Source organism: Alteromonas sp. OM2203 (assembly GCF_048517045.1).
Classification (GTDB): domain Bacteria; phylum Pseudomonadota; class Gammaproteobacteria; order Enterobacterales; family Alteromonadaceae; genus Alteromonas; species Alteromonas gracilis.
Map to the genome: position 1 here is coordinate 1,565,978 of NZ_CP183209.1, position 16,752 is coordinate 1,582,729.

At 42.8% G+C, this 16,752-nt stretch carries 14 protein-coding genes and 9 tRNA genes; 14 read left to right on the plus strand and 9 right to left on the minus strand.

From position 1 onward, the window contains the following. The first annotated feature begins 82 nt into the window (after positions 1–82). Complete coding sequence (gene moaA, locus ACM0P2_RS07030; protein WP_159117950.1) at positions 83–1,051, plus strand: GTP 3',8-cyclase MoaA; 969 nt, start codon at positions 83–85, stop codon at positions 1,049–1,051. Between the two features lie 125 nt (positions 1,052–1,176). Then, on the plus strand, positions 1,177–1,704 hold the full coding sequence (locus ACM0P2_RS07035) for a GNAT family N-acetyltransferase (RefSeq protein ID WP_159117949.1): 528 nt from the start codon (positions 1,177–1,179) through the stop codon (positions 1,702–1,704). A gap of 44 nt (positions 1,705–1,748) precedes the next feature. Here the strand turns inward: ACM0P2_RS07035 and ACM0P2_RS07040 are convergent, their stop codons facing one another. The 5 genes from ACM0P2_RS07040 to ACM0P2_RS07060 form a co-directional block, all read right to left on the minus strand. Continuing rightward, on the minus strand, positions 1,749–3,371 hold the full coding sequence (locus ACM0P2_RS07040) for a response regulator (RefSeq protein ID WP_173358810.1): 1,623 nt from the start codon (positions 3,369–3,371) through the stop codon (positions 1,749–1,751). 390 nt (positions 3,372–3,761) lie between these two features. Then, positions 3,762–3,837: transfer RNA gene (locus ACM0P2_RS07045), tRNA-Val, on the minus strand. Between the two features lie 36 nt (positions 3,838–3,873). Further along, positions 3,874–3,949: transfer RNA gene (locus ACM0P2_RS07050), tRNA-Val, on the minus strand. A 36-nt stretch (positions 3,950–3,985) separates the two neighbouring features. Next, positions 3,986–4,061: transfer RNA gene (locus ACM0P2_RS07055), tRNA-Val, on the minus strand. Positions 4,062–4,097: 36 nt separating this feature from the next. Next, a tRNA-Val gene (locus tag ACM0P2_RS07060) sits at positions 4,098–4,173 on the minus strand. A gap of 555 nt (positions 4,174–4,728) precedes the next feature. Here ACM0P2_RS07060 and gltX point away from each other — a divergent pair. From gltX to dusC, 10 genes are all read left to right on the plus strand, one after another. After that, entirely contained in the window at positions 4,729–6,138 is a 1,410-nt protein-coding gene (gltX, locus tag ACM0P2_RS07065; RefSeq protein ID WP_173358809.1) for a glutamate--tRNA ligase, read from the plus strand. Between the two features lie 85 nt (positions 6,139–6,223). Then, positions 6,224–6,299: transfer RNA gene (locus ACM0P2_RS07070), tRNA-Ala, on the plus strand. Between the two features lie 89 nt (positions 6,300–6,388). After that, positions 6,389–6,464: transfer RNA gene (locus ACM0P2_RS07075), tRNA-Glu, on the plus strand. A gap of 152 nt (positions 6,465–6,616) precedes the next feature. Continuing rightward, positions 6,617–6,692 (plus strand) — tRNA-Glu (locus tag ACM0P2_RS07080). Positions 6,693–6,840: 148 nt separating this feature from the next. Further along, a tRNA-Glu gene (locus ACM0P2_RS07085) sits at positions 6,841–6,916 on the plus strand. Positions 6,917–7,068: 152 nt separating this feature from the next. Next, positions 7,069–7,144: transfer RNA gene (locus ACM0P2_RS07090), tRNA-Glu, on the plus strand. 329 nt (positions 7,145–7,473) lie between these two features. Beyond that, positions 7,474–8,379, plus strand: a complete 906-nt coding sequence (locus ACM0P2_RS07095; RefSeq protein ID WP_159120241.1) for a M14 family metallopeptidase — start codon at positions 7,474–7,476, stop codon at positions 8,377–8,379. A gap of 59 nt (positions 8,380–8,438) precedes the next feature. Then, on the plus strand, positions 8,439–8,660 hold the full coding sequence (locus ACM0P2_RS07100) for a hypothetical protein (protein ID WP_159120240.1): 222 nt from the start codon (positions 8,439–8,441) through the stop codon (positions 8,658–8,660). Then, positions 8,657–8,827: a DUF1289 domain-containing protein gene (locus ACM0P2_RS07105; protein ID WP_159120239.1), complete on the plus strand. Its 171-nt coding sequence runs from the start codon at positions 8,657–8,659 to the stop codon at positions 8,825–8,827. The genes ACM0P2_RS07100 and ACM0P2_RS07105 overlap by 4 nt, the downstream gene beginning before the upstream one ends. Positions 8,828–9,125: 298 nt before the next feature. Then, the gene (dusC, locus tag ACM0P2_RS07110; RefSeq protein WP_159120238.1) at positions 9,126–10,064 is read left to right on the plus strand and encodes a tRNA dihydrouridine(16) synthase DusC; all 939 of its coding nucleotides are present in this window, start codon (positions 9,126–9,128) and stop codon (positions 10,062–10,064) included. 20 nt (positions 10,065–10,084) lie between these two features. Here the strand turns inward: dusC and ACM0P2_RS07115 are convergent, their stop codons facing one another. From ACM0P2_RS07115 to ACM0P2_RS07125, 3 genes are all read right to left on the minus strand, one after another. Then, a complete protein-coding gene (locus ACM0P2_RS07115; protein ID WP_159120237.1) occupies positions 10,085–11,059 on the minus strand; it encodes a transposase in 975 nt (324 codons plus the stop codon). 328 nt (positions 11,060–11,387) lie between these two features. Further along, the gene (locus ACM0P2_RS07120; protein ID WP_159120236.1) at positions 11,388–11,570 is read right to left on the minus strand and encodes a hypothetical protein; all 183 of its coding nucleotides are present in this window, start codon (positions 11,568–11,570) and stop codon (positions 11,388–11,390) included. 45 nt (positions 11,571–11,615) lie between these two features. After that, the gene (locus ACM0P2_RS07125; RefSeq protein ID WP_159120235.1) at positions 11,616–12,272 is read right to left on the minus strand and encodes an arylesterase; all 657 of its coding nucleotides are present in this window, start codon (positions 12,270–12,272) and stop codon (positions 11,616–11,618) included. A gap of 16 nt (positions 12,273–12,288) precedes the next feature. On the opposite strand from ACM0P2_RS07125, the gene ACM0P2_RS07130 reads away from it, so the two are divergent. Together ACM0P2_RS07130 and ACM0P2_RS07135 are read left to right on the plus strand one after the other, a co-directional pair. Next, positions 12,289–12,987, plus strand: coding sequence for an ABC transporter ATP-binding protein (locus tag ACM0P2_RS07130; protein WP_159120234.1), 699 nt, complete (start codon positions 12,289–12,291; stop codon positions 12,985–12,987). Continuing rightward, complete coding sequence (locus ACM0P2_RS07135) at positions 12,988–15,510, plus strand: ABC transporter permease (protein WP_419227503.1); 2,523 nt, start codon at positions 12,988–12,990, stop codon at positions 15,508–15,510. It begins immediately after the preceding gene. Positions 15,511–15,850: 340 nt separating this feature from the next. Here the strand turns inward: ACM0P2_RS07135 and ACM0P2_RS07140 are convergent, their stop codons facing one another. Then, complete coding sequence (locus ACM0P2_RS07140) at positions 15,851–16,741, minus strand: TIGR01777 family oxidoreductase (protein ID WP_159120232.1); 891 nt, start codon at positions 16,739–16,741, stop codon at positions 15,851–15,853. Positions 16,742–16,752: the final 11 nt, after the last annotated feature.

Consider the following 16,752-nt stretch of genomic DNA (forward strand, 5'->3'; position numbering starts at 1 on the left):
CTGAGTAGCCCTTTGATTGTTGTTCTATTCAGCAAGTTACTAGCATATTCGAAGAGATATCGTCCACGTTTAAGGAGTTAGTTTGTTAGAAGATAGTTTCGGTAGACAGTTTCACTATTTACGTTTGTCAGTGACCGAAGCGTGCAACTTCCGCTGTCAGTACTGTTTGCCTGATGGATATGAAGGTCCGTCTAGCGATCAGTTCATGACACTTGATGAAATAGACACCTTGCTTAAGGCTTTCGCTACGCTCGGCACATCTAAAGTGCGCTTAACCGGTGGAGAGCCAACATTACGACGAGATTTTCTCGATATTCTACGTCTAACCAGCAATACACCAGGAATTGAGCGGGTGGCAATGACAACCCATGGGGCACGAATGGAAAAGTTTGCCCACCAATGGAAAGATGCGGGTCTCGACCAAGTCAATGTAAGCATAGATAGCCTGGATCCTCGCCAGTTTGCAGCCATTACTGGTCAAGATAAGCTTAAAGCCGTGCTCCGCGGTTTAGATGCGGCGATAGATGCTGGTCTTGATGTAAAGGTAAATTCTGTACTGCTTAATGACTTCTCTGACAGCCGGCTTCATCGTTTCTTAGCGTGGCTTAAAGATATGCCAGTAACCCTTCGCTTCATAGAACTTATGGAAACAGGGGATTTACACACCTTTTTCAGCAAGCAGCATCAAAGCGGATCACCGCTTAAAAGCACCTTGTTAGAGATGGGGTGGCAGCCTCTGCTACGCAGAAAAGATGCTGGTCCAGCTCAAGAGTTTTACCATCCCGAATATGCCGGAAAAATTGGTTTGATCATGCCTTACAGCAAGGACTTCTGTAAATCATGTAATCGCCTTCGTGTTTCAGCCCCAGGAAAGCTGCATCTTTGCTTATTTAGCGAAAACGGAATCGATATGAGGCAGCTTCTGGCTAACGGCGATGTAAACGAGGTTATAGCCTTTTTAAAAAACGTGCTTGGGCAAAAGCACGAAACGCATTATCTCCACGAAGGAAAAACAGGGGCAACTAAGCACCTAGCAATGCTTGGCGGATAGTATTGGGGTCTTGGTCGTCCTCAAAAATCTGTAACATATTAGGTTTAATTTATTTGGTTTGTTGCAGAAATAAGCTATATTCACTTTTATAAGTATAAGTAGAATAATAAGTATAAAGGAAGTTTATGCATATCAAGGACAGTGCGCGCCTTTCCTATCACTACATCACCGAAAAAGATGCCGATTTTTTGTGGGAGCTCGACCAAGATGAGCTCGTCATGAAATTTATTAATGGCGGCAGAAAGTCAACGAAAGAAGAGATAGTTGATATTTTCGTTCCACGATTTCAAGCGTATTCAAATCCCGCTCTAGGCTGGGGCCTATGGCGAGTTGAGACGTTAGAGGATAAAGAAAGTATTGGATGGATTTTAGTTCGTCCTTTCGGCTTCTTCACTCAGAGTCCAGAAAGCGAAAACATGGAGTTAGGCTGGCGGTTTAAGCGCCATACTTGGGGGAAAGGCTACGCTACTGAGGCAGCTGGAGCTGTTAAAGATGCTTTGTATGAAATAGGTGTTGAAAAATTCTCTGCCATTGCCAACCCGCAAAACAGTGCATCTATAAATATTATGAAAAAATTGGGAATGACATTCAGTCACGAACAAGAATATAAAGACAAAATTTTCCACGAAACTGTAGTGGTTTATAAGAGCTAACGCTTCTTTCTTAAGGCACATGGCGAGTTGTGCTTTAAACGCGATTATTCGCCCTTCAAAATAGTTTTCACGTTGTCATAGCGGGATTGCTGATCCGCTGATAGTTGTGCTGTCTCTAGTGTTTCCCTGCATTTTCTAATATCAGCCAATGTATTAGGAGGCAGAGAAGTATTTGATTTCCTTGCTCGTATAATCGATTGCAGATAATTCAATGCAATGGACGGATTCTTTGGCATCACTCGAAACGCCTGAGAAAAAGTAGTATACGACTGTGTTAAATCGCCCCGTTTATATTGTGCTACAGCCGTATTATTGAGTGTTTTAGGGCTAAGTGTAATTGCTTCTTTTTCTGCCTTTTCTTGCTTTAAGTAAGTGCTCATTAGGTTTGTGCCATCAGAAGTTGGTTCCTCTCTGGTGGAGATGGCATCTAATATGGCGAGTGATTCTTTTTTCATCCCCACTTCATGCAGCGCTTTCGCTCTGTCTAGTAAAGCTTCAGTAGAATGGTGTTGGTCGTAATCTACGTGAAAGTCTGAAAGCAGCGATTGAGCCTTAGCTGAGTCATCTTTTAAATAGTGTAACCTTGCGTCTATTACTGCCAATTCATCATTGAGCGTTGCTCTAGGGTGCGCTTTTTTTAATTGACGCAAATACTCATTGGTTTGCTTAACAATATTGTTTACATGTTCTGGTTCTGACGTCATTGCGAAATCAACGCCAGCGCGAGCTGCGCATAGATAAATCTCGGGCTTATCATGAATCGACCCTCGCGCATAACGTACTACTTTTTTAGCACTATTGAACTGGCTCTCGTAGTCATGAGTAATTCGCGCTAAGTTTATTGCTCGTTGATACCGTTCTATGTTACGCGGAGACATGGCGCACGCCAATGAAGTGCATTCTAAGGCATCATCGAAAGCCGCAAGTTTGATTTGAAGAGTCGCAAGAAGGTCATAGGCTTCTAATGCGGAGTCTGGACGCGTTGCCAGCTGGATAATCTCTCTTTCTGCATCATCGAATTCATTGAGCGCAATAAGGCTTTTAGCTATCCCCATTTTAGCCCAGTTAAAATCTTGAACATTAATAATAGATTCAAAGAAGGCGATGGCTGTTTGATATTGTTGAGTGAGAAGAAACAAGTCCCCTTTAATTTTCATTGCAAGTGGAAAGTGGTCAGCATTTTCAGGCTGCAACAAGAAAAACTCTATTTCAGCTAATGCTTTCTCATAGTCTTTTTTATCCATGAACGCATAGACGTTTTTCAGCGCCTTTTTTCTAGACAACACTCGCGAGAGCCTTCTATCAAGCTCATTTACTGAAAAAGGCTTTGCTATAAACTCATCTGGCTGAAGTTCAATAATAGCGTGTACGACTTCGGTTGAAGTGTCAGCACTTGTGAAAATGAATGCGCTTGTAAGGGGAAGGGTATGTGCTGCATTTAGCTGCTCTAATAAGAAATATCCACCCTGCTCAGAGCGTAAATTATAGGAACAGATAATCGCGTCGTAATCATGCTCTTGTATTGCAGATAAAGCATGAGAAGGCCTATCTACATAATCCATGTTCCTAAAGCCCAATTGCTCAAGCGCATAGTGTATGTGGCTTTTGGCCAGAACCTGATCCTCAGCAATCAATAGCTTGGTGTTTTTAGCTAACTGTAGTTTCATAAAGTGAAAGCCTCGGAAGCAGGGGATTTATTACCTTACCATGGTATCGGCTGTCTAAGTATAGTGCTTTATGAAGACTATCGCATAACTCGGCTCTTTATAGTAATCACGACTTCGGAAATTGAGAGTTTAAACCCTCATATCTGTTTCGACACAGGGGGAGTGGACAGGGGCATAGATGTTTTTATTGACGACGCTTGAGGATTCTACTAGGGAATTTAGTGCAAGAGATTAAAACGTGGACTGCGTTGAGCATTTAGCTAAGAAATTGGGGATACGAGTAGAGACTGGATTTATTTACGATGTTCTCAATATCTAATGCATCTTACACTTGGTGAGTGTCCAGAGTGACGTAAGGCATGTTTAAGATAAGTTTCGAACAAGGAGAGATGGTGGACGCTACTGGGCTTGAACCAGTGACCCTCGCCTTGTAAGGGCGATGCTCTCCCAACTGAGCTAAGCGTCCGTATTTTGATTTCACAGTTTAGCCACAGTGAAGAAGTGGTGGACGCTACTGGGCTTGAACCAGTGACCCTCGCCTTGTAAGGGCGATGCTCTCCCAACTGAGCTAAGCGTCCGCATTTTAATTTCACTGTTTAGCCACGGTGAGGAAGTGGTGGACGCTACTGGGCTTGAACCAGTGACCCTCGCCTTGTAAGGGCGATGCTCTCCCAACTGAGCTAAGCGTCCGCATTTTAATTTCACTGTTTAGCCACGGTGAAGAAGTGGTGGACGCTACTGGGCTTGAACCAGTGACCCTCGCCTTGTAAGGGCGATGCTCTCCCAACTGAGCTAAGCGTCCATATTTTTCAAACCTTGCCTAAGCAAGTGGGGCGGTATTATAGAGTCGGTTCCGTTAGTGTCAACAACAAAATTAAAGAAAAATGACTGTATGCCCGAAATTTAAACACTATGGCTGCATCTTAACTAAATTGATGATAAGAACAACGTTTTAGAAGTGTGTGAGCGTTTAAAAAGTAAGTGGTAAGAAAAGCCGAAGTAAAATGGAAAAAATGGACAGACACTTATTTGTTTCAACATAGACAATTTATCTTAAAAGCAAAATGAAAAGCAAAATGAAAGCAAAATGGACAGACACTTAAAAATTATAAGTGTCTGTCCATTACGTTCCTTAACAGAAAATGTTCTTCAGGAGGGACAAAAGTGTGTGTCTACAATTGTGGATTAGCATCGAAGGGAAAGTGCCTTCAACGATAAGTGTCTGTCCAATTTTTATCTATTCCCAATTCTTTATCGGATTTTCTTTTTTCTTCTGTTCTTAACTTACTTTTGAAGTAGCACGGACACTGGTAGAATGCGCTTAACTTTAGAAATACATTAACAATAGAGAGTGACCATGTCGGTTGTTACACGATTTGCACCCAGCCCAACAGGCTATCTTCACGTTGGTGGCGCACGTACTGCGCTTTATTCTTGGCTTCTTGCTAAAGGGAAGGGCGGTGAATTTGTTCTTCGTATCGAAGATACAGATATTGAACGTTCCACAGAAGAAGCTAAGCAAGCAATATTAGATGGCATGCAATGGTTAGGTTTAACTTGGGATACTGGCCCTATCTATCAAACGGAGCGCTTCGATAGATACAAAGAGCTAATTCAAAAACTACTAGATGAAGGTAAGGCATATAAATGCTTCATGAGTTCTGAAGAGCTAGATGCAATTCGTGAGGCGCAAAAAGAGCGCGGTGAGAAACCTCGTTACCCAGGTACATGGAGAGACAGAACTGACCATCCTGAAGGTCAGCCTTTTGTTATCCGCTTTAAAAACCCTCTAGAAGGCAAAGTGGTTATTAATGACCACGTGCGTGGAAAAATTGAAATTAGCAATACAGAACTCGATGATCTTATCATCCAGCGCTCTGACGGTACGCCTACTTATAATTTTTGCGTTGTTGTTGACGATTGGGATATGGGAATTACCCATGTAGTTCGTGGTGAAGATCATATCAACAATACGCCGCGTCAAATAAATATTCTAGAAGCGCTAGGTGCGCCTGTCCCTGAATATGCCCATGTCTCTATGATATTAGGTGACGACGGTAAAAAATTGTCAAAGCGTCACGGTGCGGTAAGCGTAATGCAATATCGCGATGACGGCTTCTTACCTCAAGCTGTGCTTAACTATTTGGTTAGGTTAGGGTGGTCTCACGGTGACCAAGAAATTTTTTCACTGGACGAGATGATTGAGAAATTTAGCCTAGACGCTATCGGTCAATCTGCCTCTGCATTTAACACAGAGAAATTAATCTGGTTAAATCAACACTACATTAAGACACTGCCAGCGAGTGAAGTTGCTTCACATGCTAAATGGCATTTTGATGAGTTAAATGTTGATTTAACGGCAGGTCCTGCTCTTGAGTCTGTGATTGCTATTCAAGCCGACAGAGTAAAAACACTCAAAGAGCTGGCAGAGATTTCTACGTACTTTTATCAAGACTATGAAGATTTTGATGCGAACGCGGCGAAAAAGCACCTTCGTCCAGTTGCTAGAGGTCCGTTAGAGCTAGCTAAAGATAAATTAATGGCAATAGAAGAGTGGAACCCAGAAAATATTCAGGCCGCCATCAATAGTACTGCGGAAGAATTAGAAGTGGGCATGGGCAAAGTAGGTATGCCGCTGCGTGTAGCTGTGACCGGGGGAGGCAATTCTCCGTCTTTGGATATCACGTTGAATCTTATCTCAAAACAGAAAATTGGCGAGAGAATCGACAAAGCGCTTACTTTTATAGCAAACAGAGAAAATTCATAAAAAAACCGTTGACATGACAGGGGGGGATGCCTAGAATGCGCCCCGCTGTCACGGAACAGTCACAAAAAATGACTAGTACCATGATGGGGCCATAGCTCAGCTGGGAGAGCGCCTGCATGGCATGCAGGAGGTCGGCGGTTCGATCCCGCCTGGCTCCACCAAGTCACACTAAGCTGTGGTTTGATATAGGCTGAAGTTTATTAAACTTCGGACTGAAAATTCGAAAATTTATTTTCGAAGAAAGAATTCAGTCCCCTTCGTCTAGAGGCCTAGGACACCGCCCTTTCACGGCGGTAACAGGGGTTCGAATCCCCTAGGGGACGCCATTTTATCGCGTCACAGTCGATTGAAACTGTGAAATAGGCTGGAGTATTTAACTCCGGACGGAAATTTCAGTAAGGACAAGGTCGCTCGATTCGCAGAGCTCATCTCGCCTTACAGAAATTTAGTGAAGCTTCGCTTCACTAGCAAAATTTCTGTCCCCTTCGTCTAGAGGCCTAGGACACCGCCCTTTCACGGCGGTAACAGGGGTTCGAATCCCCTAGGGGACGCCATTTTATCGCGTCACAGTCGATTAAAACTGTGAAATAGGCTGGAGTTGTTCTTCAACTTCTGACTGAAAATTTTGGTAGAAAAAAGTTACTTAGCTAACTTCGCCTTACTAAAATTATCGAAAGTAAATCTTTCGAAGTAAAATTTTCAGTCCCCTTCGTCTAGAGGCCTAGGACACCGCCCTTTCACGGCGGTAACAGGGGTTCGAATCCCCTAGGGGACGCCATTTTATCGCGTCACAGTCGAATAAAACTGTGAAATAGGCTGGAGTATTTAGCTCCGGACGGAAATTTCAGTAAGGACAAGGTCGCTCGATTAGCAGAGCTCATCTCGCCTTACAGAAATTTAGTGAAGCTTCGCTTCACTAGCAAAATTTCTGTCCCCTTCGTCTAGAGGCCTAGGACACCGCCCTTTCACGGCGGTAACAGGGGTTCGAATCCCCTAGGGGACGCCATATCAAAAAACCAGCCTTTTGGCTGGTTTTTTTGTTTCTGTCCTCTAAAACGCAATGGACAGACATTTATTCCTTTTTGCCAAGAAGCAATATTTTATGGACAGACACTCGTCTTTCCTTTCCTAAGCCACCAAGCCAATGTTTACAACAACCTCTTTTGTAGAATTTGGAAATTCTTATCAAGGGACGGTCAACACGTTTAATCGAAAACTATTATTAAGATTTGATGCGTAAAGAACTCATGTCATAAACATTTATGAATCTTTAGTGGGATAGATACTCACGCCCGTCTAACTGATATGATCTCTAAATTACTAAAGAGGTGCTATATGCAGAATTATACAATTGGAACTCCGGGTGAGCCATGGGGCGAAGAAGAAAAAGCCCAATGGAAAGCACAGCAGGCTGTGAAAAGAAGCTATCAAGAAGAAGTACTTAATAAACTTTTTAATATTATCCCTGAAGGGTTTGAGTTAAAGCAGTATGGCGCGCTGCCTTACGATACTGCGCGCTATCCACTATATGCCGTAATCCCCAAGAATATTGACGCTAAAAAGCCATCTGCGCTTGTTACAGGCGGTGTGCACGGCTATGAAACAAGTGGTGTGCAAGGCGCACTTCAGTTTATTGAAACTAAGCTGTCAAAGTATGCAGATCAAGTAAACATTATAGTTGTACCATGTGTGAGTCCTTGGGGATATGAAACAATAAACAGATGGAATCCGTTAGCATTGGATCCAAATCGCTCGTTTTACAGTGACTCTCCTGCACCAGAGTCTGCTCAACTTATGCAATTAGCATCTGATTTAGCGTTATCTCTATCGCTTCATATTGATTTACATGAAACGACAGACACGGATAACAGCGAGTTTAGACCAGCATTGGCTGCGAGGGATGGGGTAACCCATGACAACTGGAACATTCCAGATGGTTTCTATACGGTTGCTAACACTCCAAGTCCACAAATAGAGTTCCAAAAAGCTGTGATTGATGCTGTGAGAAAAGTAACACATATCGCACCAGCAGATGATAACGGAAAGATTATAGGTGCAGATGTGGTGAGTGAAGGTGTAATTTGCTATGACAAGAAGGCGTTGTACCTTTGCGGGGGCATGACAGATGCCCTGTATGTAACAACGACAGAAGTTTATCCTGATAGTGATAATGCAACACCTGAAAACTGTAATGACGCCCAGGTAAGTGCCATTTGTGCAGCACTCGATTATTTAATTTAGCCGCTTGAACGTTTAGACGTCTAGATGTATATTTGAGCCTCTTTTTTAGGAGGCTCTTTGTGTTTACGTATTCAGCGGTTATTTACGACGGTAAAAAGCAAAATTTAGTGAGACATGAATGTGGGACAGACACTGAATTTACGTCGTATCTCGATTCTCGTTTTGGTTGTCACGTTTGTTTGTGGTCCAACAAAGAGCTCTCAGCCAATACGCTAGCGGTTATTGAGGCTACTCGGTCAAACAGTAAAAAAGATGATTTTGATAAAACCAATGTATTATGAATTTAGAATCTCCATGTAAAGCTCTCTGCAAACTAACTGATGACGATATTTGTGCTGGCTGTAAACGCACTATTGAAGAAATCACAAACTGGCGGACATACACTGAAAATCAAAAGCAGGCTGTATTCGTTCGGCTAGCGAGTCTAGAAAAGACTAGGCCGAGTTAACTACCGTTTTTGACTAAATGCAAAGCTGTCTTCAGTTTCATGGCGTAAGTGGATAATCAGACAGACACTTAATATTGACCGTTGGACAGCCACTCAAGGTTGATTAGCTTAGCTTATTTCAACAGAGATCAAACAACCACCTCATATGCTCAGTATGGCGGTTAGTCTGCGCGATAACCGCGCGATAACCGGACAGTCATATAAGTTGCGAAACAAAACACCAAAGCCTGGCTGGCATTGTCGCTTTTTGATACACTCCCGCTCCAATTTTTTGTTTTAGCAGTTCGAGAAATACATAATGAAAGTAATGCTTGCCCCCATGGAGGGCGTTGTAGATCACTTGATGAGAGATATGCTGACTCGCGTGGGTGGCTTCGACCAATGTGTTACTGAGTTTGTTAGGGTCGTTGACCAAAAGCTGCCTAAAAAAACCTTCTATAGACTTTGTCCCGAACTTTACAATGGTGGAAAAACGCCATCTGGAATTCCTGTAAGAGTTCAGTTATTAGGTCAGCACCCAGAATGGCTTGCTGAAAATGCCCAAACCGCAGTAGAGCTGGGCTCTCCTGGCGTTGATCTTAACTTTGGTTGCCCAGCTAAAACAGTGAATAAAAGCAAGGGCGGCGCCGTTTTACTCAAAGAAACTCAAACACTTTACAACATTGTGAAAGCAGTGAGAGATGCTGTTCCTTCAGATATTCCTGTATCGGCTAAAATCAGGCTAGGTTTTGAAGATAAGTCGTTAGCTATCGATAATGCTGTAGCAATCACGGAAGCTGGAGCTTCTGAACTAGTAGTGCATGCAAGAACAAAAACAGAAGGCTACAAACCACCTGCTTACTGGGATTGGATTGCAAAAATTAAACAACACACTGATATTCCGCTCGTGGCAAACGGTGAAATATGGAATTCAGCAGATGCGAAACGATGCCAAGACGAATCTGGGTGCACTAACCTTATGATAGGTCGAGGCGCTTTGGCTATGCCGAATCTAGCGCTCTGCATTAAAGGTGATAAAGCACCTATGCCATGGGCAGAGCTAGCAGCTTTGCTCATACAATACTCGGGTTATGAAATATTCGGCGATAAGGGAAAATATTACCCCAATCGTATAAAGCAGTGGTGCGGCTATTTAAAAAGACAATATCCAGAAGCAGACGTCTTATTCAATGACATTAGGCGCCTGACAAAATCTCAAGATATTGTGGATGTATTAGCCCGTCAAGCCGATATATAGGTTTAGATCGTCGCATTAATTCAAGATAAATACTTTTGAGCGTTCGATACGTTCGGTCGACATCCTCTTTCGCAGCAATTGGCAAAATTATCCATAAGCTCAGGGCATCCGACTGGGCCAGTGAAAAGTGTTTCGAAATTGCTCGTTACCATTCGCCAATTCTCTCTCGTCATGCCGATTTTTGTAAGTAGTCGGCTTGGAAACTGGGGGAGATCTTGTTTAATTTTCGAATTCTCCTGCTTTAACGTGTTGTTAAGAAGCTGAAGGTAGTCTGGAAAGTCGAAAGGTAACGCTACTTTTCCATCTATGCGTTTATCATTAAAAGGCATTAGGAACTTTGGCACTTTGTTTGAACGTTGTGCATTCAATCGATATTGGATACTTGTAAAGTGAGAACTATTGAGTGTATTGGCTATGTTAGCGCGTATAGGGTTTAAATCTACGTAAGCCATAACGCTGGCCAATGCTTTTTCATCAAGTATTGCTTGGGATCTAAAGCGTCTTTCCCAGAAATATCCCTTACAGCTATCTTCCTTGTTTGCTTTTCTGGCTATATATTCATTTAACATTCGCATGAACCAACTGATGCTTTGCAAACGTTCTCTGTAGATTACTGAAAGCGATTTTAACTCAAGCATTTCATTAGGTTTTATCGAATCGATTTCATTGAAATATCGCTGTACTAAGGGGGGACATTTATAAAACATCCTCCAGCGCAACAGTACTTCCTCCATCGACCATTTATCGGCTCTCCCTTTCGCTACGTGAAGGACTAAGTGCACATGATTGTGCATAACCGCGTAGGCACATAAATCTATAGCGAAAGCCTGTGAGAGATTATGCAGTCTATCTTGTATCCACTTTCTTCTGTGTTCGTAACTGATACCCGTACGAGAGTCTCGTCCGCAAAGATAGGATTGCCTCACACAGCGGGAGATACAGTGATAAAAAGGCGTAACATCAGTATTAATTTGTTTATATCTAGGTAAAGGCATATCCGTATCCCAAAGTTATTTACATTGCATTATGAAATGTAAGAAATGAAATTTAAGTGGTCTTTGGGACAGTTTTAAATAAGCGGTATAAATTGAACGGTATTACCTACGAAACTTTTTGAGAAAGGATAAGGGAAAATAAAAGTTGTTAGGCTTAAATTAAAACATTGGACAGACACTTATTGTAAACACTAGATGTGTGGCCTCTTCAAGTTGAGTGTGTGTCCAATTAAATAATATCGATAAGAGCAAGGTCTGCCTCTCAGATTCGCTTCGGGATTTATATACCAATATTGAGCTCAGCTCTTTATTGGTCAGAATTTAGCGGTCAAACGACAACGTTAATTCTTGACCCCACGCGACTGTCGGGTGTAGTTGCCGCTTGTTGCGTGTTTTCCGGCTGCGTTGTGGGAGTTTCTTGTTCGCTTCTAGTTGCGTTCTGCTGTGGAGTTTGTTGGCTAGACTCCAAAATTGTCGAAACTGGCGTTGAATTGACTGAAGATACGTCCATAACCGAACCTCACGAGATGAATTCTAAGTTTATAGGGTAGCACAATTATTGACCATCGAGTATTAAACTTCTTAAGTGTCTGTCCATAAATGTTGCTATTAAGGGCTGAGCACTTGCATTTGGATGAATACCATCGTTTTGCATTAAGTCTTTATCCAAAGCTATCTCTTGAAGAAAAAATGGTATTTTCTCAACGTTGTTTTCGCTAGCAACTTTTTCGTAATTCTCTGTAAACATTTTCGTATATCGACCACCATAGTTTGAGGGGATCTGCATTTCTTGAAGATAAACGGTTGCGTTGCTTTCTTTAGCAACTTCAACTAACGCATTTAGATTGTTTTTTATTTTGGCGATATTGTGACCCTGAAGACCATCGTTTCCACCTAATTCGATTAGAACGTGGGAAGGATTATGCTGATTTAACAAGCGAGGAAGACGCGCTAATCCACCATCAGTCGTTTCACCACTTACCGCAGCGTTTACGATATCAATCTTAATCTCATCGTCATGCCACATGTTTTGTAACAAACTGACCCATCCCTCATGTTGCTGTAAGCCATATGCTGCGGATAAGCTGTCACCTAAGATGAGTAATACCGCATTTTCACCTGAATCGTCCTGCTCAGCTTGATCTGATAACGCGTGGCAAGGTATTAAAAGAATAAGTAAAAAAACGAACAAATTACGAAACTTAACTAACACGAATTGATGACCCCTTATGATAAAAGCTAATTCAGTAACTAAAGTAGTAAATACGAGTGAAGGTTCGTTGCAGATCCTTCGCCCAATTTCTTTTGAAGTCAAGTCAGGTGAGTCAGTTGCCGTTATCGGCGCGTCAGGTTCTGGAAAATCAACCTTATTGGGGTTGTTAGCCGGGCTAGATCAAGTTTCAGAGGGAGAAATCTTCCTAGATAACGAAGCGCTTCATAATATGGATGAAGAAGAACGAGCGGTACTTAGGGGGAATAAAGTAGGGTTTATTTTTCAAAGCTTTATGCTGGTTCAAAGTCTTACTGCGCTAGAGAATGTGATGTTGCCAGCGGAAATTGCTGGGCTTGACAACCCTAAAGCGCTTGCTATTGATATTTTAGAGCAGGTTGGGCTTAAACATCGTGCCCATCACTTTCCAAATCAGTTATCAGGAGGGGAGCAACAAAGGGTCGCGATTGCTCGTGCTTTTATCACCTCGCCGAAAATCCTTTTCGCTGATGAACCTACAGGAAATTTAGATGCTAAAAACAGTGAGAAAATAGAGGCGTTGCTCTTCCAAATGAATAGAGAAAAGGGGACCACACTAGTATTGGTCACTCATGATAATGAACTTGCTGAACATTGCGATAGACAGTTAACCATGAATGCAGGCGAACTTGTAGAAACAACGCAAAGTAAAATTGCGAACAAGAAAGAGGCGGTGTAAATGTCGACGTCTTTCAGCTTGGCCTGGCGGCTTTTTAAACATGAGGCTAGACGGGGTGAACTTACTATCATCTTGTTGGCCATTGTATTATCGGTAGCTGCTGTTTTATCTCTATCACTTTTTAGTGAACGACTGCAGGATGCGCTCAAATCTCGCTCAGCGGCATTTATCGCGGCTGACGCACAACTTCGATCAGATGAACCGCTCGATGAGGAATGGTTTCTCAAAGCGCAACAAGACGGTTTATCAACAGCGAAACAGGTATCAACTCGCTCGATGGTGTTTAACGGCGATGCAATGTCGCTAGTGGACTTGCGAGCAGTTAATAGCACGTACCCATTGAAGGGAACGGTAAATATTACTGATGAGCCTTTTGGCGAGAAACGCGACACTTTAGAATTGCCGCAAAGCGGAGAGGCTTGGGTTCAATCCCGGCTATTTCAAAGTCTTGGCTTATCTATCGGTGACCGCATCGAAATTGGAGACGGAAACTTTACCGTTACTAGGGTGCTGGTAGATATTCCTGATGCAGGCTTCAGTGTATTCAATACTGATCCTATCGCACTCATAAACCTTGCAGATTTAGAAAAAACAGCGGTTACAGGGCCAGGAAGTAGGGCGCGTTACGTAGGATTTTTTGCTGGTGACGCGAGTGATATTAGTAATTTTAACAGCTGGCTGTTACCGAAGTTAAATGATGACCTGCATTCATGGCGTACGGTTGAAGACGATGAATCAGCGATAGGTCGTTCAGTGGCAAGTGCTGAGCGTTACTTCCTTTTAGCCAGTCTACTGGCAATCGTCTTAGCTGCGGTGTCAATAGCCGTTGCTGCCCAGCGTTATGCGCAACGTCACTTTGACCCCGTAGCAATAATGAAAACACTTGGCGCAACGAGTGCAACTATTCGCAAAATTTATCTGTATCAAATTTTATTGATTACGGCTCTCGGGATTTTAATTGGTTTGGTGATTGGATTTATAGGTCAGCAAATCGTGGTTTCACTTGTAGCAGACAAAGTTGATGTTTCTCTTGACGTCTGGCACTGGCGGCCGCTGGTAATTGCTGTTGCAACGGGGGCTACTTGCGCCCTTTTGTTTTCCTTGTACCCACTGCTACAGCTATTTTCGGTGCCTCCGCTTCGCGTGTTACGTAAGGATATTTCTACCAATTTACGCTCAAGAGGTATTCAGTTTGCTGCATCAGGTGGCGCTATTTTTACGCTAATGTGGATGTATAGTCAGGATCTAAAAATCAGCGCAATTTTGTTTGTATCTGGCTCTGCGTTGGTGCTTAGTTTGCTCGGTGCTACGTTTGGATTAATAGCGGTGGGACGGAAACTTGGCAGCGGAAAAATGGGGCCATGGCAATTAGCTTGGGCCCGAATTAAGCGTCGCGCTATGGATAACAGTGTTCAACTCATCAGTTTCTCGGTCACAATCATGTTGCTACTCGTGGTCTTGGTGATGCGAAATGACATGGTTTCGCAATGGCGTTCACAGTTGCCAGAGGGGACACCTAATTACTTTTTGATCAATATCACACCTGATATCCAACCAAAATTGGACAGACACTTTTCTGACAACGGAGTGAAGATAGAGGAATTTTATCCAGTTATAAGAGGGCGTTTCGTTTCCGTTAACGGAGAAGGAGTCAATACCGACGTATCTAAAGAGGATGAGCCTAACAGAGAAGGGCGTAGAGGACTAGGTCGAGAAGCAAACCTTACCTGGAGCAATACGCTGCAAAAAGAAAACGAAGTTATAGAAGGTGAATGGCATGGCGATAGCGATGAGACGTTTGCCGACGGCTTGTTTCCCGTCTCTGTTGAAGAGGGCGTTGCGGAACGTTTGAATATTCAGATGGGCGACAGGCTTACGTTTAACGTAGGGAGCGAGATAGTTGAAACGAAGGTAACGAGCTTGCGTAAGGTTAATTGGCAAACTATGCAGCCAAACTTCTTTTTTGTAATACATCCGGATGCAATGGCGGCATTCAGTCCAACTTATATCACTAGTTTCTATTTACCCACTGAAAGAAAAGCTGAATTGACTAATCTTCTGAAGCCTTTTGCGTCAATCACTATGTTTGATGTTGATGCGCGGATAAACCAATTGAGAGAGATTGTTGACCAAGTCTCTGTGGCCGTTGAGTTTATTCTGGTACTCGTTTTACTTGCGGGAAGCTTGGTTTTAATTGCTCAGGTTCAGGCAAGTATGGATGAGCGAAGTCAGGAAATTGCGATATTACGGACTCTAGGCGCGAAGGGTAGACTAATTCGAAAAAGCGTCATCTTCGAATTCGTGATCATTGGTGTGGTTGCTGGCTTTATGGCAGCCATGGCGAATGAATTGAGTCTATACCTACTCCAAACCTCAGTATTCCAGATGCAGGCTAGTCTTCACCCTGAATATTGGGTTATAGCCCCGGCGGTAGGTGCTGTAGTGGTTGGTATTTTAGGTGCCGTGGGGTGCTGGAGGTTACTGAAATTAAATACCAGTCAAATGCTTCGTAATATGGTTTAAGAAAATAAATATTGTGAATAAATATTGTGGACAGACACTTTAAATCCATGGGTGTCTGTCCATTGTTATCTTTTGTCAGCTGCTCCAAAAGTTCTGTCGTTTTAAAATGACCAGGGGTAAGTGTCTGTCCATAGTTTCCCTGTCAATAGTCTTATCGTGATTTCCGAGAGCCGTTCGGTTTTATAATAAAAGTTGAAAAACCTCTTTGGGAAGGATAGCTGGCGTTAGCGGTAGAGCTAGACTAGGAGAATATCGGAGAAGCAAATTGGACAGACATTTTGTTACAATGAAGTGTCTGTCCATAATGAGAGAACTATTACTGGATTAGCGCGGTGTAGCACTAATAAATGTCGCTTAACGCCTCTGTTAGAGAAGGGAATGTAAACTTGTATCCTGCAGCAACTAGTTTTTCAGGGATAACTCGCTGGCCTTCTAAAATCATTGTTGACGATTCTCCCATGGCTAATTTCATCACAAAGCTAGGCACGTTGAATAGACAAGGCCGCTTTAGTGCTTTTGCAAGTGACTTTGAAAATTCTTTATTCGTCACAGGAACTGGAGCGGTCAGATTAAAAGCGCCTCTACATGAGCTGTTATTAAGTAAGAATGAAATTCCTTGAACCATGTCTTGAAGGTGGATCCAAGCTAAATACTGTCTGCCAGAGCCCAATGTTCCGCCTGTACCTAACTTGAAAGGCAAAGCCATTTTGTCTAGCGCACCTCCCTTTTCGGTTAAAACAACCCCTGTTCTAAGTGTCACTACACGAGTGTTTTCTTGAACAACGCTGTTAGCTATTGCCTCCCATTTCGCACACAACTCATGAGTGAATTCGTTGTGAGGAGGCGTATCCTCAGAAACAACCCTATCTCCTTGGTTTCCGTAAAAGCCGATAGCTGAGCCCGATATAAAGACTTCAGGAGGGGAAGTGCTGTCGTTAATTTTTGAAACCAATTCAGCAGTTATGTTCCAGCGGCTGTCGCAAATTTTCTTTTTTTGCGTGTCTGTCCATCGTTTATCAGCAATCGGTTCACCCGCTAAGTTTATTACTGCATCAAACGTATCGAAGTTTTGCAAAGCGGCAACACTTTCCACATACTTAACGTCGTTCCCCAATAACTTTTTTGCTTTAGCAATATTTCGGGAAACGACAGTAAATGTATGTTCATCCGTAAATTGTCGAATAAACTCACTGCCAATTAGTCCGGTGCCGCCAGTCATTAATATGTTCAACACACGCTCCT

Coding starts and splice junctions, on each gene's coding strand:
- ACM0P2_RS07120 (WP_159120236.1), bottom strand. CDS start 11,570: ATGGACGTATCTTCAGTCAATTCAACGCCAGTTTCGACAATTTTGGAG.
- ACM0P2_RS07115 (WP_159120237.1), bottom strand. CDS start 11,059: ATGCCTTTACCTAGATATAAACAAATTAATACTGATGTTACGCCTTTT.
- ACM0P2_RS07040 (WP_173358810.1), bottom strand. CDS start 3,371: ATGAAACTACAGTTAGCTAAAAACACCAAGCTATTGATTGCTGAGGAT.
- gltX (WP_173358809.1), top strand. CDS start 4,729: ATGTCGGTTGTTACACGATTTGCACCCAGCCCAACAGGCTATCTTCAC.
- ACM0P2_RS07105 (WP_159120239.1), top strand. CDS start 8,657: ATGAATTTAGAATCTCCATGTAAAGCTCTCTGCAAACTAACTGATGAC.
- ACM0P2_RS07095 (WP_159120241.1), top strand. CDS start 7,474: ATGCAGAATTATACAATTGGAACTCCGGGTGAGCCATGGGGCGAAGAA.
- dusC (WP_159120238.1), top strand. CDS start 9,126: ATGAAAGTAATGCTTGCCCCCATGGAGGGCGTTGTAGATCACTTGATG.
- ACM0P2_RS07135 (WP_419227503.1), top strand. CDS start 12,988: ATGTCGACGTCTTTCAGCTTGGCCTGGCGGCTTTTTAAACATGAGGCT.
- ACM0P2_RS07130 (WP_159120234.1), top strand. CDS start 12,289: ATGATAAAAGCTAATTCAGTAACTAAAGTAGTAAATACGAGTGAAGGT.
- ACM0P2_RS07035 (WP_159117949.1), top strand. CDS start 1,177: ATGCATATCAAGGACAGTGCGCGCCTTTCCTATCACTACATCACCGAA.